Source organism: Paenibacillus sp. FSL H3-0333, assembly GCF_038002805.1.
Taxonomy (GTDB): domain Bacteria; phylum Bacillota; class Bacilli; order Paenibacillales; family Paenibacillaceae; genus Paenibacillus_AQ; species Paenibacillus_AQ silagei.
In genome coordinates this window covers 1,058,182-1,085,111 of record NZ_JBBODG010000001.1, presented here as the reverse complement: position 1 = coordinate 1,085,111, position 26,930 = coordinate 1,058,182, and the positions used below count along the sequence as shown (strand labels likewise).

Genomic DNA, 26,930 nt, shown 5'->3' with positions numbered 1-26,930 from the left:
GCGTGGGTTATATCTCATAACGCATAGGGGGCAGCCGCATGTTTAATTATGTCATAGATGAAGAGCTGAAGCTGAAGCTGCTCATGCCGGAGCATGCCCGTCAGATGTTCGCCCTGGTGGAACGCTCCCGCCACCGGCTCAGGCAGTGGCTGCCTTGGGTGGATGGCGTAGCCGAGCAGGCTCATCTTACCACGTTCATCAAGAACTCCGTGAAGCAGGGGATTGATAACGGCGGCTTCACTGCCGGACTGTGGGTCCGGGAGGAATTGGCCGGAATTATCGGCTATCACGAGATTGACTGGCATAACCGCTCGGTCGGCATCGGCTACTGGCTGGGCGAAGGCTATGAGGGACAAGGCTATATGACCAGCGCCTGCCGGGTCTTTGTCGATTACGCCCTGCTGGAGCTGGAGCTGAACCGCATCGAGATCCGCTGTGCCACAGGCAACATGGCCAGCAGAGCGATCCCCGAACGGCTGGGATTTATCTTCGAAGGGGTCATCCGCCAGGCGGAGAAGCTGCCTAGTGGTTATGTGAACCATGCAGTGTACGGCCTGCTGCGCAGCGAATGGAAGCTGCTGGGCTGAAACTAACTATTTTAGTTGGGCTTTTTCCACTTGTTTTCGGTTATTTGCTTGAAGTCGACGGATTAAGATACAATTTTCCATTTGTTTACTTTGCAGGGCAGGGCGGGTGGCCCAGCTCTCCTAGCTGCTCTGCCTACTCCGCCCACACCCCCTGCCCTTACCCTTCACCACCCTAGCTCTCCGCCGCATCCAGCCATCTCTGGAACCGCTCACGGATACCAGCCGCAAGGCTTTCCAGTCCGGCCAGCTCAACCAGTCCGGTAGGGTCCTTACGCCCATGCTCCATCGAGTACAGTACCTGTCTCACCGGGAAGCTTCCCGCACCGCTCTCCAGCTTAACAATCCGGTCACCGGCTGCCACCCGGCCTTCACGCAGCACGCGGAAATAGAATCCGCTATACCCCGTGGACAGCACCTGGGCCGGCATATCCGCCGGTCCATGCTTCTGCGTAAGCTTGAAGCACGGAAAGCGCGGCTGGCTGACCTCCAGCAGTGCTGTACCGATCTCAAAAACATCCCCGATACACACCTCGGTCTCCAGCAGTCCGCGCGCCGTGATATTCTCGCCGAAGGCGGAAACCTCCAGCTTCCGGCCAAGCCGCTCCTCCCAGTGGGCATAATGCTCCAACGGATAGACGCAGACTGCCTTGTCAGGGCCTCCATGATTGACCAGATCCGCTTGCCCGTCTCCGGTGAACCCACTCATCCGAAGCGCAAGCGGCCCGGCTACCGGCAGCTTGTAGATTCCGGTGTCCAGCGGCTTACCGCGGTACTCCACCGTCTTCGGCTTGCCTACATTAAGCGAGACGACTTGCATCTTCACTTTACTCTCCATCCCCTTCTCCTCCCGTCAGCCTGCAGCTCATAAATACTTCATCCACATAACGTCCGCTTAAGTAGAATTCCTCCCGCAGCCGTCCCTCTTCCTCGAATCCGCATTTGCGGTAGAACTGAAGTGCCGGTGTATTGCAGGAGAGCACACGCAGCCGCAGCTTGCGGATGCCATGCCCCGCGGCATGGCGCTTGATCTCCGCGATCAATCGACTGCCTATACCCAGCCGCTGAAAGCGCGGGTGCACAGCGATATTCACCTCGCATACATGGCGGTTGCTCTCCATCCCGCTGGGACAGCCGAAGCCAACATAACCACATAGCTCCCCGTCCTGCAATGCTACAAGCTGGGAGCCGGGCGGCGCATGCAGCAGATAGTCCTCCCGCGAGCGCCACATCAGCGGACCCGGGGTTGTATTCTCCGTCCAGATCATATTATCGAGCACGATCAGCTCACGGGCATCCTTGATTTCGGAGGGCCGGATAAGCAGTGCAGCATCTCTGTTAATTGGTTGCATTATTATACACCCCTTGCCTTACTAAGCAGTTAGTAAAAGGATTAGTTGCAGCATGAACGATTATGCAGTCCTGCGCTCAAGCTGTACAGCGGAACGGTTCATATAGGCGTGGAGCGCGAAGAATCCTACGGACAGCACAGCCATGCCGCAAGCGAGCCAGCCGGTTGGCGCAAGACCGCCCCTGTCGAACTGAACACCCATCAGATAAGGCCCGATGACACGGCCGATTGCGCCAATTCCGCCGCTCAGCCCGAGATAGAACGGCGCGCTGCGCTGGGCATGCTCCGAGATGAAGGAAGGCATCGCCGGAGAGATCAGCATCTCCCCAAGGGTAGCCAGCACCATACCCAACAGCATCCCCGGATAGCTTGGCAAGAACAGAATTACAGCATACCCGGCCAGGTAAAAGACGGCGCTTGCTGTCATCTGCGCGGTTGACGTCTGCGCGAACCCGCGCTTGATTAGGCTGACCAGCGGCTGCGCCGCGAAGATCAGCACACCGTTCAGCGTCCAGAGGAAGCCGTATAGCTGCTTCGACCAGCCTTCCGAGATAATGAACGGGGAGACTCCGCTGTTCCAGATCGAATTGCCGATCAGCAGGAACATCGAGCCCACCGCCATGAACAGATAGATCCGTATATGGCCGAGGAGTCTCCAGCCCGATAATTCATGCTGCGGTTGCTTTTTCGATACTGTGCTGTGAGCCGGAGCCGTCCCTACCTTGCGCAGATAGACGAAGAAGAATCCGGCAAATACGGCCGAGGTCACCCCGTTAAGCACAAAGCTCAGCATATAATTGCCCAGGAAGCCGCTCAGCGCGGTTCCCAGGGCTACCCCTATATTATTGGCAACATAGATGATATTGAACAGCTCTGCGCGCTGCTCCGCGAACCGGAAACCGATAAACGCCTGGATCGCCGGGAGGGAGAGGGAGTTAAACAATCCCATCATACCCATCACGATAATGAATACGCTCCAGCTTCCGCTCGCCCACGGGAGCGCAAACAGCGTCAGGGCGTTCATGGCCAGAGCGCCGACAATCAGACGGTTGACCCCTACCTTATGGTACAACGAACCGCCCAGCAGCTGTCCGGCAATTCCGCCAAGTGACTGCACCAGCAGAACAATTCCCGCGTCCTTCATGCTGCGTCCCAGTTCATCGAATACATACATTGTAACCAGCGGCCACATCAGCGCACTGCCGGTAGCATTAATAAGACTGGCAATCAAAAATACTTTAATTTCCTTCGGATAGGCCTGCATGAATCTCATATCTTGTCTGTCATCCCCTGTAACATAGCTGTCATTAATTCATCCAGTATCATCCCAAAACAGGGGGCGGGGCAAGCATACGCGTTAATGCTGTATCGCGGGAAACCAGGGAATTATCCTATTGAAAATCAATCCTGTCTTCACCGCCGCCAGCGATATTAATATTCTATAACCCGCTCTTTCACACGTAAAGAAAAATACCTCGCCCGCACTGATTCGTTCCCCGGAAGCCGGGGTAATGATCCATATGAAACACTCCCTATTTTATTCACCGTGAGATCCGATTTCGTTCCCCCGAATCGGATTGCACGGTGAATTTTGTTTTGTCCCGAGGATGATCCTGCTGTACCCGATACAAAAACACTCCCTGTCTCTACGAATCCCTTGATGCAGGGTGCCGAGAAGCAGGAAGTGCTTAGGCCAAGCTATGTTACAGACCAGCGATGTGATTCACACCGGGTCAAAATCTGTAGATTAAGCGTGTTTCTTCAATCCAGCAGCAGGTACGCCTGCGGCTGGGCTCACAGCACCCGGCTCCTTGCGCAGATAAGCCATCCAGTACGCCGCAGCCACGAAGATTGCGCCGCCCGTCAGATTGCCCAGCCAGACCGGAACGAAGTTGGCCACATACTGGCCCCAGGTGAAATGTCCTTCGAAGATCGCAGCAGGGATAAGGAACATGTTAGCTACAACGTGCTGGAAGCCGATGGCTACAAACGCCATGGTCGGGAACCAGATACCGAGGATTTTGCCGCTGAAATTGTCTGCCCCGTACGACAGCCATACCGCCAGCGCTACGAGCCAGTTACAGCCGATCCCGGAGATAAAAGCCTGCAGGAACGTAGCATCGATCTTATGCTCCGCCATACTTACCAGCTTCTCCAGATACACGCCATCTGATGTAAGACCAACGATGTGACCGAAGAAATAAGCGACGAATAAGGCACCCGCCAGGTTGCTGAGTGTGATCAGCACCAGGTTCTTAATGACTTCCCAGAAGGAAATCTTCTTCGCAATAAAAGCCAGCGGCACAGCCATCATATTGCCTGTCAGCAGTTCTCCTCCGGCAAGCAGCACCAAGATCAGTCCTACCGGGAACACCGCAGCCCCGATGAAGTTGGCAATGGACCCCCACTCGGCAGGCGCACCGGCAATGACACGAATATCCAGCAAAAATCCGAGCGCGATAAACGCTCCTCCCAAGAAACCAAGAATGAGTACAGTGCTGAGCGGATTATGCGCCTTCTTGACTCCGTTCTCTACCGTGACTTCAGCGATTCCCTGCGGTTTGTTATAAGCCATGATTCCTATCCCCTTCTAATTACTTAAAATTTGTTCCTTTATGCCATTGTAACGTGATCACAATCACATTTACGTGATAAAAGTCACTATCATAAAAACCACGTGAAAGTTTTCACTGACATGTCAAATTTACCATAAAAGCTGGCTGTACGGAAAATTTTTTCATTCCCGCTGCCATTGCATCGAGAGTTCACAAAAAAAGAGCCCTAAGCGGGCTCCGGCAAAATATTCAGCTCTTATACGTGTACAGGTTCTTTGACGGCAGCTAGCTTAGGCAGAGCCTGAAGGCCTGCGGTGTTCAGGAAGTTCCAAGGCTTGTTGTATTGCGGCTGGAAGAAGAAGTCGATGAAGGCCAGCTGGTCCACGGTCATCTTATTCTGGATGCAGACCGATACGGTATTGATCGACTGCGTCAGATCCATCTTGGACATAATCTGCGCGCCCAGAATGCGGCGGGTGGCACGGTCAAAGACCACTTTTACCTGAACCTGCTCGAAGGTCGGCATGAACTCCGGACGGTAGTTGTCGATCAGCATCACGCTCTCCGTATCCATTCCCTCGGCTGCAGCAGCCTCTTCAGTCAGTCCGGTTCCGGCAATATTGTCCTCGTAGATCTTGATGCCCGATGTTCCTTGTGTACCCATGTAAGGGATCGTGTTCGAGACCAGATTGCGGGCAACCAGCGTTCCCATACGCACAGCGTTGGTGGCCAGCGGGATGTATGCATGTTTACCCGTTGGATTGTAATGAATCGCGCAGCTGTCACCGGCAGCATAGACATCCGGCAGGCTGGTCTGCATATAATCGTTAACCATAATCGCGCCGTTCGGCAGCATATCCACTTGACCCTTCAGCAGCTCTGTATTCGGACGGAAGCCAATGCAGAGAATCACCAGATCCGTCTCATGCTCACCCTTGCTCGTAATCACCTTGGTCACTCTGCCGTTCTCACCAGCGAAGGAGGCGACCTTCTCGCCCAGCGCCAGCTTAATGCCGTGATCCTCAAGCGACTGCTGGATCGGTGCGGTGAACTCTTCATCGAGATATTTGCTCAGGATGCGGTCTTCCCCATCAATCAGCGTAACTTCCTTGCCATTCATCTGAAAAGCTTCCACCAGCTCGACCCCGATATATCCGGCACCGACCACAGTAATTCTTTTCACCTTCTGCGCTTCTTCGATAATGGTGTTGGAGTGATTGTAGTTCTTCGAGAGCAGGATGCCCTCCATCTCTATTCCTTCGAGCTTAGGCACAATCGGCCATGAACCTGTTGTCATAATTAGTTTGTCATAAGTATCTTCCATTTCCTCGCCGGTGACGAGGTTGCGGGCCTTCAGGGTCCGGCGGGCGGTGTCAATGTTGATTACCTCATGACGCATCTTCGTCAGCACACCCAGGGCGGCAAGCTGTTCCGGGGAGGAATAGAATAGTCCCTGCGGGTCCTTGACCACACCGCCAACGTATAAGGCTATGCCGCAAGACAGGAATGAGATATTATCGTTGCGCTCGTACACCGTAATCTGTGCATCCGGGTATAACTGTGCGGTATTTACAATGGCGGCCGTTCCGGCGTGGGTACATCCAATAACTGCTACTTTCATGATTTCTTCCTCCTCCAAGTTGAAAAGCTTATTTAGTAGGGCTTGTGATTGCGTCTGTAAAAAAGTGCTGTACTGACTGCGTTTATACAACTTTACATTTGTGATTGTTTTCACTTTATACACTGATTATATTGTGATATTTATCACATTGCAAGGGTTATTGTGATTTTTCTCACATTGTTCACAATTTCAAATTTTAATAACTTTGGAGTTTCACCGCATCATCCACTCCATTTGTACCGCCGCTGCACTCTTCAACCTTGGCTTAGTTTCCCCCGGAGGAGGGGCATTATGTCTGCCAGGAGCAGGAAACAGCAGGAGGAAATTTGGCCTACGCGGCGCGCCCGGTCCAATTGTGATCGTTCTGTTTTTAGGCGCGCTGCTCATTTTCATGCTGGGGTTGTGCCTTGAAAGACATGTTTGTTTTGGCATACAAAAAAGCCTCACCCTCCGCAGCATATCTGCGGTAAAGTGAGGCCAAACTACAACTGTTAGCTGATGCTGTCTTATTCCAGACCCGAGATTACGCCATCCTCGTCCACCAACAGGCTTTCTGCCGCAGGCTTGGCGGGGAGACCCGGCATCGTGACCATGTTGCCGGTGATCACTACAGCGAATCCCGCCCCGAGGGACAGAGTGATGTCCCGAATGCCCATGGTGAAGCCTTCCGGGGCTCCGAGCAGCCGGGGCTGATCCGAGAAGGAATACGGGGTTTTGGCCATGCAGACCTGAAGATGATGCAGGCCCAGCCGGTCAATGACAGCGAGACTGCGCTTGGCTGCCGGAGAGAAGGCTACTCCCGCACCACGGTAGATCTCCGTGACGATGCGGTTGATTTTCGACGGGATATCCAGTTGGTCTTCATACAGCGGCGCATAATTCACAGGCTCTTCCCGGTCCAGCAGCTTCATCAGCTCCTTCGCCAGCTCCTGTCCACCCGCGCTTCCCTCCGCCCATACCTTGGATACGGCAGCAGGTACACCCAGCCGCCCGCAGGCTTCCAGCACCTCATTCACTTCAGCAGGGGCATCCCCTTCAAAATGATTCAGCGCCACCAGCACAGGCACGCCGAACTTGCGCAGATTCTCAATATGCCGCTCCATATTGGACATTCCGGAGAGCAGCGCCGCCCGGTTGCCCTCATACAGCTCTTCCTTGCGGACGCCGCCGTTGTATTTCAGCGACTTCACCGTCACCACCAGAACAGCAGCCGAAGGTGTCAGCCCGGCCTGGCGGCATTTGATGTCCATGAATTTCTCCGCGCCCAGATCTGCGCCGAAGCCTGCCTCCGTCACCACCACATCGCCCAGCTTCAGTGCGTAGCGGGTTCCGATTACACTGCTGCAGCCGTGGGCAATATTAGCGAACGGGCCGCCATGTACAATGACCGGGGTTCCTTCCAGCGTCTGGACCAGATTCGGCTTCACCGCCTCCTTCAGCAGCGCAGTCATCGCCTCCACGGCTCCAATCGCCTGTGCGGTTACCGGCTGACCCGCATGGTCATACCCGACCAGAATGCGGCTGAGCCGCTGCTTCAGATCCGCAAGGTCGCTGCATAGGCACAGCACGGCCATAATCTCGGAGGCTGTTGTAATCTGAAAACCGCTCTCCCGCACAGTTCCGTTGCCGTCCCCAATGCCGGTCACGATATTCCGCAGGCTGCGGTCATTCATATCCATGACCCTTTTCCAGACGATTCGCTGTGGATCAAGCCCCAGGCTGTTGCCCTGGAACATATGATTGTCGATCATCGCCGAGAGCAGGTTATGTGCTGACGTCACCGCATGGATATCCCCCGTAAAATGCAGGTTAATCTCATCTGCCGGAACGATCTGCGCCTTGCCGCCCCCGGTCGCTCCGCCCTTCATCCCCAGACAGGGACCAAGCGAGGGTTCACGCAGCGCTGCTACCGTCCGTACACCCGCTGCATTCATCGCTTGGGCGAGCCCGATGGTCGTCAGCGTCTTGCCCTCACCTGCCGGTGTAGGATTCATCGCGGTCACCAGAACCAGCTTGCCGTCCGGTTTGTGCTTCAGCTCTGCCCAGAGCGAGGGCGCCAGCTTGCTTTTATATTTGCCGTACAGTTCCAGATGCTCCTCCTTGATCCCCGCTGCCGATGCTACCTCTGTAATTAACCTCATGCCGTTATGTAACCCTCCTGCCGTTATTATCCTGCATCCTTGCTTCCTGTATGCGATTCATGTAGTCAGGCGAAGCATTTCTCTTCAAAGAATACAGGGTCTCTGAAAAGATTCAAGGATAATTTTCATACAGGGTGAAACTTAATTGTATAGAAAACTCCCGGACCGGGCGCATCTGCACCACTATCCGGGAGAACACGTATAGCCTGGCTCCAGCCTTCAGAGCGGATGATTTCGACTTCATTAAAGAAGTTGGTCGAGAAAGCCCACTCCTTTAGGGGTGGGTTGAATCTTCTTTAATCAAGGAACATCCTTATGTTGTAAAAATTGTACTAAATGAGCGCGTGTTCTTGTAGTAGTTAAATTGTTTAAATGCTACAATTTAGGTATGAGACAATCCTACAGAAATACCAAAACAACCGTATCCTTCATTAACTATCATTTTGTTTTTTTGCCCTAGATACAGACGTAAAGTGCTAGTCGATCAAGTGGTGATTCAGTTTAAGCAAATCGTTATAGAGATATGTGCCGAACAGGATTGGCAGCTACTCGCAATGGAAGTCATGCCTGATCATGTGTATATTTTTCTAAACGTACTGCCCACCGATTCTCCCGCAGAACTTATGGCGAAACTGAAAAGAATCACTTCACTTCCCGGTGCCTCCGTGAACAATTTAAGCACTTGAACCACTTGCCTTCCCTCTGGACTCGTTCCTACTTGGTCAGTACCGCAGGGAACGTTTCAAGCAAAACGATCAAACAATATGTTGAAGAACAAAAAAAGAGGGGTGAAACCCTGCAAACCGTAACGATTCAAATCCGCATTTTTCCAACCCATCCGTCTGTATTGGTGGATATGGGCAACGAATACATTCGAACCGTCAACGAATTAACGGAGCAAGCCGAACGGTCTGGAACGTTTCCCAAACTAACTTCAAAAACCATTCATGCCAATCTACCCTCTGCCGTAAAGAATCAAGTGATTCGAGACGCCAAAAGCCTATTTCAGCGGTTTAAGAAAACGAAGAAGCGACCTCTTCTCCAAAAGAGGGTGTATTACGTTAACAATCAAAATTATACGATTTGGGGCAACCACATTTCTTTTCCAGTGATGCTGGAAAGAAAAGTACAACGTCTGGTGGTTCCTGTGCTTCTTTCGGATCGGGAGCGTGACATGCTTTCGAATGGGAAACTTGGACTTCTGCGAGTGGTTCAAAAATCAGCGAAATGGTTTGTTCAAATTTCAATCGAACGCCCCACTGAGCCAGCCGATGGTCATGAAGTGATGGGGATTGATTTAGGCTTGAAAGTACCTGCTGTTGTCGTAACCTCTAGCGGAAAGACCAAATTTTGTGGAAATGGACGTCAAAACAAGTTTGTTCGCCGTAAGTACCATAGCTATCGCCGCAAATTAGGAAAGCTTAAAAAGCTATCAGCGATCCGCAAACAGAACGACAAGGAAAGTCGTTTTATGAAAGATCAGAATCACAAAATTAGCCGCCAGATCGTAAATATGGCGATTCAAGAAAGGGTATCTGTCATCAAGCTAGAGAAGCTGAAGAATATCCGTAAGACGACAAGAACAAGTCGTAAAAACGCTAAAAATCTGCATCATTGGTCGTTCTATCAGTTGCAAATGTTCATTGGATATAAGGCGGCACTCGCTGGAATCCAAGTGGTTGAAGTGAATCCGGCATACACCTCGCAAACCTGTCCCTCTTGTGGAGAGCGGAACAAAGCAAAGGATCGAACGTATCAGTGCGACTGCGGGTATACAGCACATCGAGATCGGGTCGGTGCCATCAACATCATGCGTCAACCTGTGGCAGATGGTAACAGTCTGCCAGCCTAGATAGCTATACGCTCTGATCTAGGATGGGCGAATGAACTCGCCCTTAACTTAGCAGTAGGGCAAAGCGGAAACGTATGCGCCCGCTAACTAGCTAAGAATCCCGCCCTTTTAAGGGTGTGGAAGTTCAAAGCAGGGATTCGATAAGCCCCTTCATGCTCTCCGGTGATTCCTTCGGCTCGACACGGGCTACTACATTGCCGCTGCGGTCCACCAGGAACTTCGTGAAGTTCCACTGGATATCACTGCTCTCGCCGTCACCCGGCTGCTGGCCCTTCAAATATTGAAATAGCAGGCTCGCCTCCGGACCGTTCACATCGACCTTGGCGAACACCGGGAAGGTGACTCCATAGTTAATCTGGCAAAAGGACTCCGCTTCCTCGCTTGTGCCAGGCTCCTGACCCCCGAACTGGTTGCACGGAAAGCCCAGCACCACCAGCCCCCGGTCCCCGTACTGCTCGTGCAGCTTCTGCAAGTCTCCGTACTGCGGGGTCAGTCCGCATTTGCTGGCCGTATTGGTAATCAGCAGCACCTTGCCCTCATAGTCCTTAAACGGCACTTCTGTACCCGAAGGCTTCACTCCGGCAAAACTATAAATCGACATCTCTGCTTCGCTTCCTTTCGGCTGTATGCCCAGTTCTTAAGTGCGCTTTATATAAGTAACCTCTTCATTCTACCCTATTCGCAGCCAAAACCAAATTCCAGCGGCAAAGGCTATGCCCTGCGCTGCAGCCCGCAGGCTTCGGCGATGAGCCGGATGGATTGCAGCTTGTCCCTGAACTCATAGATATGCGAAGAAATCATCAGCTCCCCGCAGCGGTATTCTTCCGCCAGCAGCTGAAGCTGCTCCCTGACTTCAGCAGGCGAGCCTATAACCATCCGCTTCCGGTTATCCTTAATGGTGAAACGGTCGTAAGGGGTATATGTATAGTTCAGTGCAGTCTCTACGGACGGGGTCGGGGAAGAGAGGTGTTCCCTCTCCAGGCTAACCAGTGAGAGATCCATACTGGCAGCCAGCCGGTCTGCTTCGGCCGATGTCTCTGCACAGACGGCGAACACCGCAAGCAGCGGCTTCGGCGATGCAGCGGCCACGGATGGCGCGAAGCTGTCCTGGTACTCATGCACCGCTCCCGCTCCCCCATTCCCGGCAATGAACCGGGCGAAGGCATAACCCGTTCCCAGCCGGGCCGAGAGCGCCGCACTCTCCCGGCTGGAGCCCAGCAGCCAGATTTCCGGTGCTGAGTCTACCGCAGGCGTTGCCCGCAATCCGGCATAGCGCTGCGGGGATGCTCCGCCCTCTGTTTCATAGAGATAGACTATCAGCTCCTGAATCTGCTGCTCGTACCGGTCAACGTCGTCGATAGTCACACGGGTATCCTGTAGTGCTTTGGCGGCCAGGGCACCGCCGCCTGCCGCCCTCCCTATCCCGAGATCGATCCGCCCGGGATAGAGCGCCTCCAGGACGCGGAAATTCTCCGCGACCTTGAACGCACTGTAATGCGGGAGCAGCACCGCTCCCGAGCCGATGCGGATCGCTGAGGTCACCGCAGCGAGATGCGCCATTAGCACTTCAGGGCTGGAGCCGGCAAGGCCTGGCGCAGCATGATGCTCCGCAACCCAGAAGCGGTGATAGCCGAGCCGCTCCGCTTCACGGGCCAGCAGGGCCGTCTGCCGGAGCGCCTCTGCCGGAGTGCTTCCCTCCGGCACCGGGGATTGATCGAGAATGCTTAATTTCATATGAGAGCAACTCCAATGGGTTGGATTATAGAGTCTTCAGAGATATCTTGGCGTCCTGCTGCTGTAGGATCTGTATTCTTCGCCAAAGACAAGACGCAAATGCTTCTCCTCCTGCAGAATCAGCAGATGAATAGCAGCAACATTCAACACTAGAATAACCAGCGTCAGCCAGCTCGGATACATAAGATAAAGACCTGCGAACATCAGATCGAAGCCGACAAAAGCAGCGTTCCGGCTAACCTTATACACCCCGCGGGTCACCAGTCTGGTTGTTGTGGACTTATCAATTCCTACTCTCCAGGACGTGCTCATCGCTGCCATGGCAAGAATGAATACCGCACACCCTATACTAACTATACCCACACCGATATAATTCACAACCGGAAGATTATAATGCCGCCCAAGCAAGTTCACAAGATACGGCTCAGCTATGGATGTTCTTTCTGTTTAGAATTACAAGCTTTAACACATAAGAGGCAAGGAACGTACAGAATAAAATCAGGGATAGGAGATTAAGGGTGGTCATTGGGTTGCTGGGTCAATTGTTTCCTGCACAGCAAATAGGCAGCACCGCAAGTATCACGGAACCGCCTGATTTACTTTACTTTTATAGGATGGGATGGAGCAACGTTGTTACTGTTTCAGGGAGTCATGCTGCTTGCCGTGCTTGTATTGCTTGAGTTGCCAGTGGTACCGCTACTTTTAGTGCTGCACCATCTTCACCAGCATATGCGCCAACCGGTGGCGCTCCTCCTTGTTCCCGGCCTTCCACAATTCCAGCAGCAGCTTCTCTTCGCTATTGCGGGGCTCCTCGTACGCTGCCAGATAATCGGCGATTTTCTCGGCGGCCAGTGCCAGCTGTTCGTCGCTGAGGCCGATTTTTTGCGCCAGTTGAATGCGCTTTCCTAAATACGCCTTGAACTGCCCGAAATTGTCCAGAATCATCTCCTTCTGCCCCGGATCGATCCGGTCCAGCGCATCCGTTACCCGGTTCATGGTCACACTGCCGTCCTTACTCACCACATGATTATGTTCAGACATCCAGAACGCCTCCCATTTCATAGTGTGCGGTTTCCCACTACTTAACCAGCGTTTCCAGGGGTGAACCATGCTGCTGAACGAGCCATTACCCGCCTCAGAAGCAAGCGAGTGGATTAACGTATCTTATTTTCCCGGTTTCAGACGATTGGCCGGAAGCAATTGGAAAAACAGCATCTAATTTGTGGAGTTTGGGTACTTTTGCTGAATAGTGATTAATTAAGTGCTCTTTTTCCAATTGCTACCGGAGGAGGGCTCAATCGCGCCACAGCAGGTGGATGAAATCCACTTATTCTCCTGACACACGTATGATCAGAGCATCTATTACCCGACATTAGCGTGCCTTGTAGCATCAAAAGCATACATTACTCACCCTAGCCTGCTTCTTTGTAGCTTCAGAGATGCAACCTCTTACTATAGCGCCCCGTTAATGTCCGTACACGCTTCATTGTGGCGATACAGCCAACTGGCGAACAAATCACCTCCCGCCCGCCCAGACACACAAACGGCCCCGCAAATCGCGGGACCGCCTGATTATAGTGTAGGGTTAATTCGACACCGGGACGGCGTCATAATACTCCTCGAGTGTAATCCCTCTTTCGGCTATGGAAGCCGCAATCTCCTTGCCTACATAACGGACATGCCAAGGCTCATACTTGTACCCGGTAATCGCCTCTTTGCCTTCAAGGAACCGGATAATATAGCCGTATTCAGCGGCATGGGCGGCAAGCCACTCCGCTTCCTTCGTTCCTGCAAAGCAGCTCTCCGCCGCACACTTGCCGTCTCTGCCGGACAGGTCAATGGCCAGCCCCGTCTGATGCTCGCTGTGTCCCGGCATGGCGCTGTAAGTCCGGGCCTTCTCTTCGCCGTCTCTGGCGACATAGTTATCGAACAGCCGTCTCTGGGTCGATTCCGAACGGTAGCCGGATACACCGGCCAGATAGACCCCGTCCGCCTTCGCCCCCGCGAACATCTCCTCCAGCGCCGCAGCCGCTTCACGCCGCAGCATCCGCTTCTCAATCTTCTCCGAGAAGATAAAAGGTACGTCCGGGTAGACCAGATCGGCAGGCTTATACTGATCAGGCAGGCTGTACTGCTTATTAACCATAACCGTGATGCTCTCCGGCTCGGCTACCACCATCTGCGCAGCATTGTTCCCGGATGTGCCATTGCCTGAACCGCCAGGAGCTGGCTGATCCGTAGGCTCCGGCACTGCCGAAGCTTCAGGCGCTGCCTCCGGCCCCTCGGCTCCCAGATCTGTGCCTGCATTTATATTGGTTTCGTTCTCCTGGGAAGCGGACGGTGCCGTGTACTTCCCGATTCCCCAGCCGACCGCAATGACGACGATGAGTAGAATGACAATTTTAGCGGTTTTGGACATGCTGTGTAATCCTCCTAAACGTTGTGTACCCCCGCACTCCTGAATTCGGCAGAACCCCGCCTGATCAAAAGTGCAGGTTACATTCTTTATCTCTCTATTTATACTTGTACCCGAATACCTGCCCGAATCTTTCTGGCGGTATCTATTAGACAGGCCTGGTAGCCAAAAGGTTTCAGTAAATAAATATTACCATAGAGTCATTGGCTGTTACGCCAACGGCCCTATGGTAACAAGGATTAGCTATGCATGTAAAGCGCCTTTATCTGGAGGAGCCGCGTCCGCCGCGTGCACCGCCGCCGGAGCCACCGCTGCGCCCGCCGCGCGATGAATTCCCGCCGCTGCTGCTGCGTCCGCCCGAGCTGAAGCCGCCCTTACCGCCCTTAGAGCCGCCGCGTGAGCCGCCTTTGGGAGCGGAGGCGTTATAGCCGCCCGCATCGTTGCTGCGCGCTACATGCGCCCGGAATTTCGGGCTCGACTTCGCGCCGCCGGGATTATACCCGGCCCCGGAGCCGGCACCCTTCGAAGCGCCGTAGCTGAAGCCGCCAGCTTCTGCGCCTCGGGATACGTTGGTGCTGTAGCCGCTGCTCGGCCCGCCCTGGGAGGCGTTGCCTCTGGCGGAACCGCCCCGCGCAGCGCCACCCTTGCCGCCGCGCCCGGCTGCGGCACCCGCACCTGCACCCGCAGCATAGCCGCTGGCTGGTGCGCTGTCGCCACCGCTGGCGAAGGCGCCGTAGCCGCCGCCAGGTCTCGGCTTCTTCGCCGCGCCTTGCCCGGCGGAGTCGCCCTTCGGCGCCGCAGCTGCGCTGTACGCGCTGCGCTTGCCGCCTCCGGCCGCGTCCTTCCGGCTGCGGCCGCCGCCTTCCGCAGGCGCGCCCCAGCCGCCTGCGTCCTTGCCGCCGCGTCCGCGCCCGCCCGGACGCCCTGCGGCTTCGCCGCGCGGCGCACCGCCGCTGCGGCCCTGCCCGCGGCCGCCACGGCCGGCGCGCGCCGCTTCAGGCGCCGCGCTCTGCCGCCCGCGCGGCGAGCCGCCGCCTTGCACCGAGGTGAATTCGCCTACGCCGAATTCATCCTTCTCGTACCGGCGGCGGTCCAGCCGCTGGGAGATGCCATGCTCGATCAGTTCGAGCCCGGCGCGCTCACGCGGCGAAGCGAACGTGATCGCGAGGCCCTTGCCTCCGGCGCGGCCGGTGCGGCCGATCCGGTGAATATAGCTGTCCGCATCCAGCGGAAGATCATAGTTGAAGATATGGGTGACCCCTTCAACATCCAGACCCCGTGCCGCCACATCCGTAGCCACCAGCAGCTGGAGCTTGGCGTCCCGGAACCGCTTCATGACGGCTTCGCGCTTGCCCTGCGATAGATCGCCGTGCAGCTCGTCACAGTCATACCCGGCCGCCTGCAGCGCCTCGTTCAGCTTGATGGCCCGGCGCTTCGTCCGGCAGAAGATGATCGCCAGATAAGGACGGTCGCGCTCAATCAGGGAGATCAGCGCCTCCTCCTTGTTGCGGTCCGAGCATTCCACCACTTGCTGGCGGATATTGTCCAGAGGGATCGGCGAACCGCTCTTGATAATGACATCCAGCGGCTCCTTCATATAGTTCGCTGCCAGCCGTTTGATCGGGTCCGGCATCGTCGCGGAGAACAGCATCGTCTGGCGGCGGTAAGGCACAGCCGTAATGATGGTCTCCACATCCTCCAGGAAGCCCATATGCAGCATCTGGTCCGCTTCATCCAGCACCAGCATCTTCACACCGCTAAGGTCCAGGGTCTCCCGGCGGAGGTGATCCAGCAGCCGTCCCGGCGTACCGATGATCAGATGTCTGCCGCCTTCCAGCTTACGAAGCTGCTTCTCCACATCCTGACCGCCGTAGACCGCCAGAATCTTCACGCCCGTATGACGGGCCAGCTTGCGTGCCTCTTCGGTAATCTGCAGCGCCAGCTCACGCGTCGGTGCCAGAATCAGCGCCTGCGGATAAGCGGCCTCAACCCGGATCTTGTCCATAATCGGGAGCAGAAAAGCCAGCGTCTTCCCCGTTCCCGTCTTCGCACGTGCGATCACATCCAGACCCTGCACCAGCGGCGGAATCGCCTCTTCCTGCACCGGCGTCGGCTTCACGATGCCCTGCCCCTTGAGCAGATCAATCAGCACTTCAGATACTCCTAAATCTTTAAAACCCGGCAATTGCTCCACCTCACTAATTTCCTTAAATTTTCTGTTCAACATTTCAGTTCATAACTTATATTCATCCATGTAACGGAGTAATGTACGCAATGTAAGCTGAGGGGCATTTCACCCTCAGGTCCTTTGACAAGGACGGTACCGTTCACATTCTTATCGTTTCAAATAAAAGCGGAAGCACCCCGTCACCGGAGCCCTTCCGTCCCATGGGCCCGCAAGGCAGCGGTCGAACGTTCGGTTATACGGCGCAGCAGCGATCCACCGGACGTTCAGACGGCACTCCATTTGCGTTCCATTACACTTTAATTGTGGCAAGTTATCTTAATATTGTACTTGATTTTGCAACCTTTGTGTGCATTCGGCGAAGAATAATTATTTATCCGGCCCTCCCGGCTAGAATCTGCCCGATTTGAAGATGGAGAACAGCAGCCACAGAATCATCAGCAGTGCGATGACCGAGCCGATCTCCACAATCGGGAAGTCCCAGAGCAGCGACGGCTCGCCGCGCAGGGAGGAGGCAACAATCAGTCCGGCCATGATGATGCTGAAGGCCAGCAGCACGATACTGAAGGAGAGGCGGTTGCCGATCCGGCTGAACTTATGCTCCAGGTCCTGCAGCTCGGGGACCCCGATCTCCACCTTCAGCTTCCCCTTGCTGATCAGCGAGGAGAGCTGCCGGGCCTGAGCGGGAAGCTCGACCAGACTTTCGGCAAGATCAGCTACCCCGCCCAGCAGCTTGCGCTGCAGGCGGCTTCCGCTGAAGCGCTGCTTGATCAGCCGCCTGCCGAACGGCTCGGCCATCTGCATAATGCTGAAGGCCGGGTCCAGGCTGGCGACCATGCCCTCCAGGGTCAGCATCGTCTTGCCCAGCAGCGCCAGATCCGGCGGAATGACCAGCCGGTGCTTGCGGGCAATGCTGAACAGATCATTCAGCGCCTTGCCGATGCTGACCTGCTTGAACGGGATATCATAATACTGCTCGCGCAGCCGGTCCATATCCTCGTGCAGTGCCATCCGGTCGGCCTCCTCCGGGATTACTCCCAGGCGCAGAATGGCCCGTACCATTGAGTCCGTATTCTTGCGCATGAGTGCAATCACAAGCGCGGACAGGCCATCCTTCATCTCCTCGCTAAGCCGTCCGACCATCCCGAAATCAATCAGGGCCAGCTTCCCGTCCTCCAGCACCATGACATTGCCTGGATGCGGGTCGGCATGAAAGAAGCCATGAATAAAAATCTGGTTCAGCATCATCTCCACAAACTGCTGGGCGATTGTCTTAAGCTTCACGCCCGAGCCCAGGAGCTCGTCCTTGCGGTTCAGCGTAATTCCTTCCATGTACTCCATGGTCAGAATCCTGGTGGAGCTGAAGTCCCAATAGATGGCCGGTATATATACGTTATCTTGAGCAGACAGCTGCCCGGCTATACGCTCGGCATTGCGCCCTTCCTGGGCGTAATCCAGCTCCGCCAGCAGGGCCCGTGAGAATTCCTCGACCATCCGGGCTAATCCGTATTGCCTGGCCCAGTCCATCTTGCGCTCGGCGAGCAGGCTTAGATCCGATAGAATCTCAAGATCCCTGCTCATCGTCCGCATGACGCCTGGACGTTGTATTTTGACCGCTACACTCTGCCCGCCATGCAGCACAGCCCGGTGCACCTGGCCGATGGAGGCGGCAGCGAGCGGATTATTCTCGAAGTATTCGAAGACCGCATCAATAGGCTGATCCAGCTCCTGCTCCAGAATATTGCGGGCTGTCTCGGCTGAGAACGGCGGCACATGGTCCTGCAGCTTGACCAGCTCCTGAATAATCGCATCAGGCAGCAGATCGGAGCGCGTACTGGCAAGCTGGCCCAATTTGACGAAGGTCGGCCCCAGTTCCTCCAGCACCCTGCGGACCCGTTCAGCGAGGGTCACACTTTCATGAACCTCCTGTGTGATGATCCTGCGGGGAAGTGACAGAAGATGGTAGAGGCCCAGTTCCTCCACCATATAGCCGAAGCCATGACGCATAAGCGCCATGGCGATTGCCCGGTAACGTCCGGCATGCCTTATGCGGACAGCCATTTATTCCGTACGCTGTTCCGGCACGGTGGTCTCCTGGGTTGACTTGCCCTCAAGCTCGGCAACACGGCCCTCAAGCTGGGCAATGCGCGACTCCAGCCTGGTGATATCCTCCTGCACAGGTACCTTAAGCTCCTTCAGCACCCGCTGAACCTGCTCCTGCACGGCAGACTTGAACACACCCCGTTCTTCATCTCCGCGCTCTACCAGCCGTTCCACCAGCGCCTTGGATTCCGATGGGGCCAGCTCGCCCCGCTTCACCAGATCGTCAACGACCTTCTCAACCTTCTCCTTGCTGACAATGGTGAGGCCTACGCCTAATGAGATAGCTTTCTTCAACAGATCACTCATGGTACTTCCCTCCCAAAGATTGCAGTTATGGATAAAGTATACCCCTTCGCCCGCCATTTCACAAAATAACCCCACAAAGTGGGGCTAAGCTTCGATATTGCCGATTATTTGCTGATTATCTGGGGATACGCGCCGCCCAGGTGGCTGCCCGCAGAATCAGCTGACGAACAGCCGGATGCCGGAACGACGGCTCATGATGGCCGGGCATCAGATAGACCACCCGTCCCAGGCCATAGCTGTGGCACCAGGCCGCAGGCAGCATCTCCCCGTCCGCTTCGTATTCGAGCAGAATCTGCTTCTCGGTGAACGGATCGAACTCGAACCGGTACGGCTCTTCATCGAGCTGGAAGTCTTCGATGCCTTCGGTAATATCATGCTCCTGCACCTTGAACTGAAGCGGAGTATAGGCCGGATGGCCGGTGAATCTGGCACCGATCAGCTGGGCCAGCTCATAACGCTTCGCCAGGGATACCCCGGTGTGCAGGACAATCAGACCGCCTCCTCCGCTGACATAGCTCAGCAGACCTGCCGTCTGCTGCGGAGATACGGTTTCATTCCACAATTCATTATATGCAATGCACAGATCATATCCGGACAAATGCTCGCTTAGCATCAGCTTCTTGTTCTCCGAGCATTGTACCGTCAGAAGCTCATGCAGAATTTCACTGACCTGCTTGTCCACACCTTGCAACGGGTGAAACCGGGGGTGTGTGTAATCGCCTAACAACAGGCATTTTCTCTTGTCCATAGGTCTCCTCCTCCATATCTCTCTGTATTTGTAGCAGTAACTGTAATTGAACGGCCTGCTGCTACCGGTTAGCCGCAATATAGCGGCCCAGGGTAACGAACATGCTGCCCATCCGCTCGTGCTCCGGCATGACAATCCGCTTCACGCCTTCTTCCTTCAGAGCCTCCGAGGTCATACGGCCGACAGATACCGCCAGCACCCTCTCTTCAAAAGCCTGCACCAACGCCGCAAGCTGCCCCTGCTCCCGCGCATGCTGTGCCAGGAAGCGGAATTGCGGCGCACTTGTGAACGCCACTGCATCCACCTGTCCTTCGGTGATCTCTGTGAGCAGCAGCTCCAGCGCTCCAGGCTCCGGCTGAGTATACCGGTAAGGCTGCACACAGCTTACGGCTGAGCCCGCCTGCTCCAGCCAACCGGTCAGCTGCGGGGCAGTCTCCCCATGCAGCTGAAGCATGACCCGCTTGCCCTGCAGATCATAGTCCTGCAGGCCGCGAATCAGTCCGGCAGAGCTGCCGTCATCGTCACGCACGACCGGCTCAAGTCCCCGTTTCTTCAGGGCATTCACTGTCTTATAACCACGGGCAGCAACAGGTGAGCCAGAGAGAACCTCCAGGAAGCGGTCCGCAAGCGCCAGCTTCGCAGCCGTCTCGAACAATGCGTCCAGCCCCATACCGGTAGTCAGAATAGCCAGATCCGGCGGCTGCTCTGTCCAGGCAATCAGCCCCTCACGCAGGGCTGCATCATCCAGAAAGGTTGTCCCTTGAGCGGGACGGTGCAGCGCGGTTCCTCCCATATTCTCTACCAGCTTGGCCATGTCTTCCGCTTTACGCGGACCGGCCAGGGCTACGGTAATGCCCTTTAATTGCTCTGCCATGAACGCTTCTCCCCTTCATCACCCCGTATTGTTGCTTACCAGTATACTTGCAAAGTGAGGTAAAAGAAAAGACCAGACCGCATATTCGGCCTCATGAATTCTGCTGATCCCCAGGGAGGTTCTCCCCCGGCTTGACCGCTTCCGGCGCGGCAGGAGCCTGGTTTCCCGGGTACAGCTTGAAGCGTCCGACCAGCTGCTGCAATTCATCGGCTTGCCGGCTCAGGTCGGCTGAGGAAGAGGCGATCTCTTCCACCGAGGCAAGCTGCTGCTGGGCTGCTGCCGAGATCGTCTCGGTACTGCCTGCCGCGGCCTCGGTAATGCCGCGGATCTCGCTAATAGCCTGATCCAGACTATCTGCTTCTGCAGTCAGGGTCTGAACGCCTTCGTTCATTCCGCCTATAGTCTCCGCGGCCCCCTTAATCGCCCTGCGGATACGCGAGAACGAACGTCCCGTTGTATCCACAGCCATAATGCCGTCCATCACCTTGGTCTTCGCATCCTCCATGCTTGCCGTAGCCCGGAGCATCTCTGAATGGATAGAGGCAACCTGCTCGGAGATCAGGCTTGCTGACTTTCCGGATTCTTCCGCAAGCTTGCGGACCTCCGAGGCTACCACAGCGAACCCGCGACCCTGTTCACCGGCTCTGGCCGCTTCTATGGACGCATTCAGCGCCAGCAGGTTCGTCTGCCGCGAGATTCCCGAGATCACACCGGTGATCCCCTGGATCTGCCCGACCCGCTCACTCAGCTGATCGATGACCTTGCCCATCTCCTCCACGGTCTCATGAATGCCGTTGATTTTGTCGACTACGCTGATGACCGAATCATTGCCCTCCGAAGCCGACAGCGAGGTCTTGTCCATCATTACCGATACCTGCTTCATGAACTCCGAGATATGGGCTACCTCGGTGGTGGTGGCTGCCGTGCTTGCCATTCCTTTATGCACACTGTTGACCTGCTGCTGCGTGCCGGCTGCCACCTCCTGGATGGCTACTGTAACATGCTCTATAGCCTTGGTCGTCTGCTCTGCCCCTGCGCTCAGCTGCTCCGCGGAGAAAGAGACATTATCCGTCATCGTCTGCACCCCGATAATCATCTGCCGCAGATTCTCCACCATCAGGCGGAAATTCCCGGCCAGCAGGCCGATCTCATCCCCCCGGAATTCCCCGATATCCTCAGACAGGTCGCCGCCGGCAATCCGCTCGGTTGCCTTGCGCAGGCGGATCAGCGGCTTCAGAATCGACGCAATGTTGAAATAGATCAGCACCAGCGCCAGCAGCACGGATACAGAGATGACCAGCCAGACCGTCTCACGGATGCCGCTGGTTGCCTGCGTAATCTCATTCAAGCTGATGGTGCCTCCGATTCGCCAGCCCGTCAGCTCATTGACCATGAAGGTCATCTTCTTGGGTGCATCCTTATATACATAATCGAAGCTTCCGCTCTCACTCCCGAACATCTGCTTCACGAACTCAAGCGAGGATTCCGCGCCAATCGCTTCTGTGGGATGAACCAGGAATTTCTTGCTGCTGTCGATAATCAGAATATAGCCCTCCTGACCGACCTTGATATCCGTCATACCGGCAAGGGAGGACAGATTCAGATCAAGACTGACTACGCCGTCCCCGCCTGCGAGCACCGCCGATACCGCAATGGCGCTCTCCCCGTTCACCGTCTGAAATACCGGTGAGATCACAGTGCCGCTGCCCTGCTTAAGCGCATTGATATATGTATTCTCCTTGCGCGGATCATAGCCTTCCGGCAGCTCCAGCTCTGCCGCTCGGATGCTCTTGCCTTTGCTGGTTCCGGCATAAATATCAAGCACATCGGGATGCAGCGCGGCATACTCCCGCAATCTGTTCTCCAGTGCAGGCGCCGCCAGTCCGGCCGCCTCGTTATTAATAGAATCTGCCGGAAGCTGTCCGGCGAAATAGAGAATATCATCTATTTTCGACTGAATATTGGAACTTATGATCTGGTTCACTGCAACTACACTTTCCTGTGCATTATTGGTAAGCTGCTCCCCCATGTTGCTGCTGGCCGATTGATAGGTTAACCAGCCTATAATGATGCTCGGTACCAGCAGGACAAGCAGATAGGTAGTAATCAGCTTCGTACGGATGTTCAGACGCACCTTTTTATTCATATGATGGACTCACTCTCTCTTTCATTCTTCCTGGGTCTTAAGAAGGATCATAGCGGCAGGCTTTATATATAATTAAATATCAGCCCCCGAAACCCTCTTTTTTCCGGCAATTAATGATAATTTCCCTATATTTATTGATAATTTTTATAGGAGCACAGCAAAAAGACCGTTTCCATGAAAACGGTCTTTTGTTATATTCCGTTACTAAGCGAGCCAGCACGCCTCATACAAACGTCCTAGTTCTGGCGTGAATTTCTGCTCTGGCAGGCCGGGCAGATGCCTCCGAATACCACATGCGTATGAGTGATCGAATAGCCTGTATCTGCTGCCACCGAGTCGCTCCACTCCTGCGGGACCTGGCTCATCACTTCATCCACGGCACCGCAGATTTCACAGACAATATGCTGGTGGTCGTCCAGGCGCGCATCATACCGGCTGGCCGCCTCGCCCAGCTTCAGCTCGCGGATCATCTGCTTATCTGTAAGGTAGCGCAGGGAATTGTAGACCGTTCCATAAGCGAGGTTATGCCCCTGCTCAACCAGCCGGTTCATGACTTCCGCAGCGGTAGGGTGATCATGGGAATTGCGGACGATATCATACACGGCTTGACGCTGAGAGGTCAGGTTCAGGGTTCTCATCTTTATCATCCTCTAATTTGTTTTTAGATCAAGTATAAGTCCTGATGCCGGAAGCGTCAATCCGCCGCGGCTCTATTTGATCATTCCAGAGTATTTAATGTCCACCTTGGCCTTGACCTGAAATTGCAGCCGGGGATACAGACGCTCCCAGTCAGCCATCTCCGTATCATTATTCCAGTGCCGCGCGCCGTAATGCAGCCCCCAGCCCAGCGGGTCCATGCCGCTGCCTTGTATTTTGACCAGCAGTGCGGTTACGGCATGTTCCAGTTCCGCTGCACCGGCCTCCCCAATCTCCTTCAGCATATGGTGGGTGACGATCTCCGCCGTGCTGTTCTCCTCCAGGATCGCCCGGATTTTAATGGTATAGCGGAGATAGGGATCTTCATCTGCGGGAGTGACAATCTGGTAGCTTGAAGAGGAGCTCTCCGTATAGTACTGATACATACCGCCGCCTATATGGGCGGGGAAGTTCGTCCGCAGATTGGAGCGGGACAGCAGGTTGAACAACCGGGTCTCGTCCGGGGAGAGGACCAGCTTGATTTTTCTTTTATCCAGCAGAGCGATCTTGTCAATCAGGAACTGGTCCTTCTTCTGCGCTTCAATAACCGGCAATATGGGGTCTATCCCATTCTCATAAATACTCCGCATAAGCTGGTAGGAATACACACTGGAGATGAAGGGCGACTCGGTGCCTTGCCCGCTCATTGCCAGAATCAGCGAGTTGGACGGAATGCGCTCTGACGGCGGCTTAACCTGAAGCACCTCCAGCGCCCCCGGCCTGCCCACGGCGAAATTAAGAATCAGCTGGATGTCTCTGCGCCGGACTGCCCAGTCCGTTACATGCCGGATATCATCCGCGGCAAGCCCTTCCCCCAGAATCACCGATTTGCAGTGCACATAGTCGAGCTCCTTCTCCACCTTGGACTTCATTCTGCGCAATGCTTCAGAGATACTATCCGATTCTTCGGTCAGAATCTGCATCTTCTCGTCAATCTTCGTGACATCCCCTTGCGGAATCGCCAGCTTCAGACTAACCTTGAACGTTCCTTCCTTCCGGCCGGGATCAATGCCAATAGCAACCACAAATATTCTCCGGTCAATATCCTTGAAATTGCAGCCTGTAAGGGCCAGGGTCATGGTTGCAGACAGCAGCATCACCAGCAGAGTCCCGATTACTCCCGCTCTCACGCTCTTCGCCTCCTTACCATCCAGTAGCACCCGAATAACAGCAGGATCAGCAGCAGCTCCCCGTACCAGCGGATATGCAGCAGGAATACCCCGAGCATATTAAGATCGTACTGATCTATGCGCATCAGGAGCAGGGTGCCCGCTGCAAAAACCGCCAGAATGACGATCTCCTGCCACTGTCTGGTCTTAGGTCTGCCGGGGGCGGAGGGGAGCTGGCTGAGGAGCAGCTCTTTGCCGACATGCCACTGGATAATGGCACTGACCAGCGCCAGCGTGCTGTAAGCAAAATAAAAGAGATAGAGCATACGCTCAATCAAAAACGACTCAATCCGGATGCTGTCCGCTGTGGTGAACCAGGTGTACACATGCCGCTCGACACCGACGGTTCCGTGATATCCGATGGGCACATAAAACGTGATGGCCAGCACGAGCAGCCCCTCCAGACTCAGAATCCAGATATGCTTCAGCTTCAAGCCATGAAATACCCGGTTGAAGACCGCCATATTAATGTAGCCGCTGAACGTGAAGGTCGCCGCTGCAATGCTGTTCCAGTCTGGAGGATGCAGGGCATGTGTCATGATCTGCAGCACAGCGTCCCAGCTAAAGTCCGGGTTCACCACTGCTTTGACTGTCGTGTACAGAATTAAGGGCAGGGTGATAGCCAGTGTAATTTCCAGTCCATAGAGCAGGGACAGCGAGTCTATTCTGGCACAGAGGCAGGTCAATACCAGGAACCCGAGCAAGACTGCCATTGGGCCGGTGTCCGGGCTGATGAACCGCAGGGTAATATCCACAAAGGACAGAAGAATCAGCGCCCCGGCCAGATACCAGAGAACCGCATATACGATAATCAGCGGAGAGGCCAGCAGCCTCGGCATCACTGAACCGAAGATCTCTGGCAGTCCCTTTCCCGGGAATTTACAAATGACACTGGTGAAAAGATAGATGAACAGCGTGCCCGTGCCCACCGCAACCAGAATGGAGGACTGCGCACCGTCGAAGCGGGCATCCAGCAGCTCCCGCGGGGCGAAGTTAATGATATTGATCAAGGAATTCATGAGAAACAGACAGTAGAAATAGCGGCTGTTTGCCATTAGGAGCCCCCGCTTTTCTTTTTCAGTGACGCTCCCAGCGAATCAAGGACGAACATCTTGAAATACGGCTGGCCGAAGCTGCGCTGGCTGCATAAGTACAGCGTGAAGCCCACCAGGCAGATCACGACACCGACAAGCCCGAGCACAGCTGCGGCAATGACAAAGAAATACTTCAGCACACGGATGGAGAAGCTCATCATATTCAGCGGAACCAGGAAATTGGATATCGCCACTACGGAGACGAGAATAATCATAATGTTGCCGATCAGCCCTGCCGCTGTAGCAGCCTGCCCCAGGATCAGACCGCCGACCGTGGTCGCTGTAGGACCGATGGCTCTGGGCAGACGCAAGCTGGCCTCCGTCAGGAATTCCATCATAATCATCATCAGAATCACCTCGACAAAAGAAGGGTAAGGCACCGTAGCGCGGCTTCCCCCGATCAGCAGGGCGATCTGCACCCGCACAATCTCCGGATTGTATGAGGTGAAGGCAATGTACAAGGCCGGCAGCCATAACGTCATGGCCACGCCCAGAATGCGCAGCAGCTTCAGGAAGCGGCCGACGAAGGGCAGATGGATTTTGTCATCCATGGCGGTGAAGAAATCATTGAATATGGACGGAAGCACAATCGCATACCCGGTCGTATCCAGCAGGACCGCCACCTTGCCCTCTGCCAGATTGAATACCACCCGGTCGGGGCGCTCGGTTACTATGGTCTTGGGAAAAATGCGCAGCTTGTCGCTGCTGATATATTTCTCCAGTTCACCGGCAGCCTGCAGAATGTCGAGCTTCAGCGAGTCCAGCTTCTCTTTTAACTCCGCCAGCACCTGGTGATTCACCCGGCTCTCGTCATAGAGAATTGCCACCTTAGTCTTGGACACATTGCCGATAACGGTAAATTCCATCTTGAGCGCAGAGGACAGATACCGCCGCCGGACCAGATTGAGGTTCACCGCCAGACTCTCCCCCAGCGCATCGGATGGACCTTGGCTGATACTCTCCGTGATCGTCTCCTTGATACTGCTGGCCTCCGCCCGGAGGACATCGAAGCAGCAGAGCTTGCCCTCCCGCCCAATACAGGCATAGCCGCTGAGCAGAAGATCCAGAGCACGCTGCCCGTCTGTCACCTCTTCACTGCCGGGGTAATCGGCCACATAGCTGTAGTAGGCTGCGGGATGGCCCATCTCGTAGAACGGAGCAATAATATTGCGGCTGATGGCCTGTCCGTCTGTCACACTTTTGATATAGAGCAGGCTGACCTGTCCCGCCGGAATCGTCAAGATCTTGTCTTCAAGGTCGCCGAACCCGCTTAGCTGGCTTCTGATCCATTCGAGCAGGACCGCTTGTGTATGCTGTTGTTCCGACATAGGTCTCTGCCCCTCTCCGCCCGCTGC

General features: G+C 55.1%; 23 protein-coding genes and 1 pseudogene. 3 read left to right on the top strand and 21 right to left on the bottom strand.

Translation table 11 applies throughout. The features are described from left to right. Nucleotides 1-38 precede the first annotated feature (38 nt). Nucleotides 39-587 (top strand): GNAT family N-acetyltransferase, encoded by a 549-nt coding sequence (locus tag MHH78_RS04855; protein WP_341166763.1) that lies wholly within the window; start codon nucleotides 39-41, stop codon nucleotides 585-587. A 172-nt stretch (nucleotides 588-759) separates the two neighbouring features. Here the strand turns inward: MHH78_RS04855 and MHH78_RS04850 are convergent, their stop codons facing one another. From MHH78_RS04850 to MHH78_RS04825, 6 genes are all read right to left on the bottom strand, one after another. Further along, on the bottom strand, nucleotides 760-1,422 hold the full coding sequence (locus tag MHH78_RS04850) for an MOSC domain-containing protein (RefSeq protein WP_341166762.1): 663 nt from the start codon (nucleotides 1,420-1,422) through the stop codon (nucleotides 760-762). Beyond that, the gene (locus tag MHH78_RS04845; protein ID WP_341166761.1) at nucleotides 1,412-1,936 is read right to left on the bottom strand and encodes a GNAT family N-acetyltransferase; all 525 of its coding nucleotides are present in this window, start codon (nucleotides 1,934-1,936) and stop codon (nucleotides 1,412-1,414) included. The genes MHH78_RS04850 and MHH78_RS04845 overlap by 11 nt, the downstream gene beginning before the upstream one ends. A gap of 60 nt (nucleotides 1,937-1,996) precedes the next feature. Further along, a complete protein-coding gene (locus MHH78_RS04840) occupies nucleotides 1,997-3,208 on the bottom strand; it encodes an MFS transporter (protein ID WP_341166760.1) in 1,212 nt (403 codons plus the stop codon). Nucleotides 3,209-3,682: 474 nt separating this feature from the next. Next, nucleotides 3,683-4,510 carry a formate/nitrite transporter family protein gene (locus tag MHH78_RS04835; protein ID WP_076080893.1) on the bottom strand — a complete coding sequence of 276 codons (828 nt, stop codon included), beginning with the start codon at nucleotides 4,508-4,510 and terminating at the stop codon, nucleotides 3,683-3,685. Nucleotides 4,511-4,746: 236 nt separating this feature from the next. Further along, a complete protein-coding gene (locus tag MHH78_RS04830) occupies nucleotides 4,747-6,111 on the bottom strand; it encodes an FAD-dependent oxidoreductase (RefSeq protein WP_341166759.1) in 1,365 nt (454 codons plus the stop codon). Nucleotides 6,112-6,617: 506 nt separating this feature from the next. Beyond that, nucleotides 6,618-8,252: a formate--tetrahydrofolate ligase gene (locus MHH78_RS04825; protein ID WP_076080897.1), complete on the bottom strand. Its 1,635-nt coding sequence runs from the start codon at nucleotides 8,250-8,252 to the stop codon at nucleotides 6,618-6,620. A gap of 388 nt (nucleotides 8,253-8,640) precedes the next feature. Between MHH78_RS04825 and tnpA the strand changes: the two are divergent. Then, nucleotides 8,641-9,042 (top strand): annotated as a pseudogene (gene tnpA / locus MHH78_RS04820) (IS200/IS605 family transposase); the annotation flags it as partial. A 66-nt stretch (nucleotides 9,043-9,108) separates the two neighbouring features. After that, nucleotides 9,109-10,104 (top strand): RNA-guided endonuclease InsQ/TnpB family protein, encoded by a 996-nt coding sequence (locus MHH78_RS04815; protein ID WP_341170279.1) that lies wholly within the window; start codon nucleotides 9,109-9,111, stop codon nucleotides 10,102-10,104. 124 nt (nucleotides 10,105-10,228) lie between these two features. Here the strand turns inward: MHH78_RS04815 and MHH78_RS04810 are convergent, their stop codons facing one another. The 15 genes from MHH78_RS04810 to MHH78_RS04740 form a co-directional block, all read right to left on the bottom strand. Next, nucleotides 10,229-10,705, bottom strand: a complete 477-nt coding sequence (locus MHH78_RS04810) for a glutathione peroxidase (RefSeq protein ID WP_341166758.1) — start codon at nucleotides 10,703-10,705, stop codon at nucleotides 10,229-10,231. Nucleotides 10,706-10,815: 110 nt separating this feature from the next. Then, complete coding sequence (locus MHH78_RS04805; RefSeq protein ID WP_341166757.1) at nucleotides 10,816-11,838, bottom strand: LLM class flavin-dependent oxidoreductase; 1,023 nt, start codon at nucleotides 11,836-11,838, stop codon at nucleotides 10,816-10,818. A gap of 36 nt (nucleotides 11,839-11,874) precedes the next feature. Next, nucleotides 11,875-12,252 (bottom strand): methyltransferase family protein, encoded by a 378-nt coding sequence (locus MHH78_RS04800; protein WP_340827658.1) that lies wholly within the window; start codon nucleotides 12,250-12,252, stop codon nucleotides 11,875-11,877. A 288-nt stretch (nucleotides 12,253-12,540) separates the two neighbouring features. After that, entirely contained in the window at nucleotides 12,541-12,879 is a 339-nt protein-coding gene (locus tag MHH78_RS04795) for a DUF3243 domain-containing protein (protein WP_341166756.1), read from the bottom strand. Nucleotides 12,880-13,423: 544 nt separating this feature from the next. Next, complete coding sequence (locus MHH78_RS04790) at nucleotides 13,424-14,257, bottom strand: M15 family metallopeptidase (protein ID WP_036726142.1); 834 nt, start codon at nucleotides 14,255-14,257, stop codon at nucleotides 13,424-13,426. Nucleotides 14,258-14,516: 259 nt separating this feature from the next. After that, nucleotides 14,517-16,481, bottom strand: coding sequence for a DEAD/DEAH box helicase (locus MHH78_RS04785; RefSeq protein WP_445668031.1), 1,965 nt, complete (start codon nucleotides 16,479-16,481; stop codon nucleotides 14,517-14,519). 348 nt (nucleotides 16,482-16,829) lie between these two features. Beyond that, entirely contained in the window at nucleotides 16,830-18,500 is a 1,671-nt protein-coding gene (locus MHH78_RS04780; RefSeq protein ID WP_341166754.1) for an ABC1 kinase family protein, read from the bottom strand. Then, entirely contained in the window at nucleotides 18,501-18,848 is a 348-nt protein-coding gene (locus MHH78_RS04775) for a phasin family protein (RefSeq protein WP_341166753.1), read from the bottom strand. A gap of 115 nt (nucleotides 18,849-18,963) precedes the next feature. After that, complete coding sequence (locus MHH78_RS04770) at nucleotides 18,964-19,596, bottom strand: ThuA domain-containing protein (RefSeq protein ID WP_339251967.1); 633 nt, start codon at nucleotides 19,594-19,596, stop codon at nucleotides 18,964-18,966. Nucleotides 19,597-19,657: 61 nt separating this feature from the next. Continuing rightward, nucleotides 19,658-20,470 (bottom strand): uroporphyrinogen-III synthase, encoded by an 813-nt coding sequence (locus tag MHH78_RS04765; RefSeq protein ID WP_341166752.1) that lies wholly within the window; start codon nucleotides 20,468-20,470, stop codon nucleotides 19,658-19,660. A gap of 91 nt (nucleotides 20,471-20,561) precedes the next feature. Further along, entirely contained in the window at nucleotides 20,562-22,616 is a 2,055-nt protein-coding gene (locus tag MHH78_RS04760; protein ID WP_341166751.1) for a methyl-accepting chemotaxis protein, read from the bottom strand. A gap of 236 nt (nucleotides 22,617-22,852) precedes the next feature. Beyond that, nucleotides 22,853-23,254 carry a Fur family transcriptional regulator gene (locus tag MHH78_RS04755; protein ID WP_036692190.1) on the bottom strand — a complete coding sequence of 134 codons (402 nt, stop codon included), beginning with the start codon at nucleotides 23,252-23,254 and terminating at the stop codon, nucleotides 22,853-22,855. Nucleotides 23,255-23,326: 72 nt separating this feature from the next. Continuing rightward, complete coding sequence (locus MHH78_RS04750; RefSeq protein WP_341166750.1) at nucleotides 23,327-24,442, bottom strand: Ger(x)C family spore germination protein; 1,116 nt, start codon at nucleotides 24,440-24,442, stop codon at nucleotides 23,327-23,329. After that, nucleotides 24,439-25,536: a GerAB/ArcD/ProY family transporter gene (locus tag MHH78_RS04745; RefSeq protein WP_341166749.1), complete on the bottom strand. Its 1,098-nt coding sequence runs from the start codon at nucleotides 25,534-25,536 to the stop codon at nucleotides 24,439-24,441. The genes MHH78_RS04750 and MHH78_RS04745 overlap by 4 nt, the downstream gene beginning before the upstream one ends. Further along, nucleotides 25,536-26,903, bottom strand: coding sequence for a spore germination protein (locus tag MHH78_RS04740; protein WP_341142618.1), 1,368 nt, complete (start codon nucleotides 26,901-26,903; stop codon nucleotides 25,536-25,538). Before MHH78_RS04740 ends, MHH78_RS04745 begins: the two co-directional genes overlap by 1 nt. Nucleotides 26,904-26,930: the final 27 nt, after the last annotated feature.

Bases quoted from the DNA above. Each gene is read 5' to 3' on its own strand.
- MHH78_RS04855 (WP_341166763.1), top strand. From the start codon at position 39: ATGTTTAATTATGTCATAGATGAAGAGCTGAAGCTGAAGCTGCTCATG.
- MHH78_RS04850 (WP_341166762.1), bottom strand. From the start codon at position 1,422: ATGGAGAGTAAAGTGAAGATGCAAGTCGTCTCGCTTAATGTAGGCAAG.
- MHH78_RS04845 (WP_341166761.1), bottom strand. From the start codon at position 1,936: ATGCAACCAATTAACAGAGATGCTGCACTGCTTATCCGGCCCTCCGAA.
- MHH78_RS04840 (WP_341166760.1), bottom strand. From the start codon at position 3,208: ATGAGATTCATGCAGGCCTATCCGAAGGAAATTAAAGTATTTTTGATT.
- MHH78_RS04835 (WP_076080893.1), bottom strand. From the start codon at position 4,510: ATGGCTTATAACAAACCGCAGGGAATCGCTGAAGTCACGGTAGAGAAC.
- MHH78_RS04830 (WP_341166759.1), bottom strand. From the start codon at position 6,111: ATGAAAGTAGCAGTTATTGGATGTACCCACGCCGGAACGGCCGCCATT.
- MHH78_RS04825 (WP_076080897.1), bottom strand. From the start codon at position 8,252: ATGAGGTTAATTACAGAGGTAGCATCGGCAGCGGGGATCAAGGAGGAG.
- MHH78_RS04815 (WP_341170279.1), top strand. From the start codon at position 9,109: ATGGGCAACGAATACATTCGAACCGTCAACGAATTAACGGAGCAAGCC.
- MHH78_RS04810 (WP_341166758.1), bottom strand. From the start codon at position 10,705: ATGTCGATTTATAGTTTTGCCGGAGTGAAGCCTTCGGGTACAGAAGTG.
- MHH78_RS04805 (WP_341166757.1), bottom strand. From the start codon at position 11,838: ATGAAATTAAGCATTCTCGATCAATCCCCGGTGCCGGAGGGAAGCACT.
- MHH78_RS04795 (WP_341166756.1), bottom strand. From the start codon at position 12,879: ATGTCTGAACATAATCATGTGGTGAGTAAGGACGGCAGTGTGACCATG.
- MHH78_RS04790 (WP_036726142.1), bottom strand. From the start codon at position 14,257: ATGTCCAAAACCGCTAAAATTGTCATTCTACTCATCGTCGTCATTGCG.
- MHH78_RS04785 (WP_445668031.1), bottom strand. From the start codon at position 16,481: ATGTTGAACAGAAAATTTAAGGAAATTAGTGAGGTGGAGCAATTGCCG.
- MHH78_RS04780 (WP_341166754.1), bottom strand. From the start codon at position 18,500: ATGGCTGTCCGCATAAGGCATGCCGGACGTTACCGGGCAATCGCCATG.
- MHH78_RS04775 (WP_341166753.1), bottom strand. From the start codon at position 18,848: ATGAGTGATCTGTTGAAGAAAGCTATCTCATTAGGCGTAGGCCTCACC.
- MHH78_RS04770 (WP_339251967.1), bottom strand. From the start codon at position 19,596: ATGGACAAGAGAAAATGCCTGTTGTTAGGCGATTACACACACCCCCGG.
- MHH78_RS04765 (WP_341166752.1), bottom strand. From the start codon at position 20,470: ATGGCAGAGCAATTAAAGGGCATTACCGTAGCCCTGGCCGGTCCGCGT.
- MHH78_RS04760 (WP_341166751.1), bottom strand. From the start codon at position 22,616: ATGAATAAAAAGGTGCGTCTGAACATCCGTACGAAGCTGATTACTACC.
- MHH78_RS04755 (WP_036692190.1), bottom strand. From the start codon at position 23,254: ATGAGAACCCTGAACCTGACCTCTCAGCGTCAAGCCGTGTATGATATC.
- MHH78_RS04745 (WP_341166749.1), bottom strand. From the start codon at position 25,536: ATGGCAAACAGCCGCTATTTCTACTGTCTGTTTCTCATGAATTCCTTG.
- MHH78_RS04740 (WP_341142618.1), bottom strand. From the start codon at position 26,903: ATGTCGGAACAACAGCATACACAAGCGGTCCTGCTCGAATGGATCAGA.